Below are 569 nucleotides of genomic sequence, written 5' to 3' on the forward strand. Positions count from 1 at the left end.
TACATATGGAACACCTAATGCATTCATTCCTCCTTGCGCTGTAATAAAATGTTGCCCGAAAAGCCTTAACAGATCAAAATGACATAAAGCTCTCATTGCATAAGCCTGACCTTTTAAATGTGATAACTGTGCAGCATCTCCTGTTGCCCCTTGTTTATTAATCACAATATTGGCATTTCCTATTACTTCATATATTTTATTCCATGTATTATTGGGGTAGGCGTCCGTTATAATCATTTTCATTTGGGACACGGTCACAAATCTATTAGAGTTAGCATTAGAAAAAGCATTATCACTCCTTGCTTCTCCATAAATAATCATATCTCTGCCATAATAAGATGGATGTTGCATTCTGTCATAACCACCATTCAAAACAGTTCTGAGATCTTCTAATGTCTTTGTATTCTGTTCCAAGTCTTTAGACTGTGTTAATGCTGTCTCTTATACACATCTCCGAGCCCACGAACTACGCAGCATATCGTATGCCGTCTTCTGCTTGAAAAAAAAAATAAACAGATCATAGCACACAAGAATCTAGCTAACAGCATATATAGTATTATGATGGTATA

General features: G+C 36.0%; 1 protein-coding gene. It reads right to left on the reverse strand.

Annotation, left to right across the window (positions count from 1 at the left end; translation table 11 throughout):
* On the reverse strand, positions 1-414 hold a 414-nt coding region (locus BFM98_RS20700; protein WP_139111255.1), incomplete at its 3' end, for a RagB/SusD family nutrient uptake outer membrane protein.
* Between the last annotated feature and the right edge of the window lie 155 nt (positions 415-569).

This window comes from Lysinibacillus sp. AR18-8, assembly GCF_001705465.1.
In the GTDB taxonomy this organism is placed as follows: domain Bacteria; phylum Bacillota; class Bacilli; order Bacillales_A; family Planococcaceae; genus Lysinibacillus; species Lysinibacillus capsici.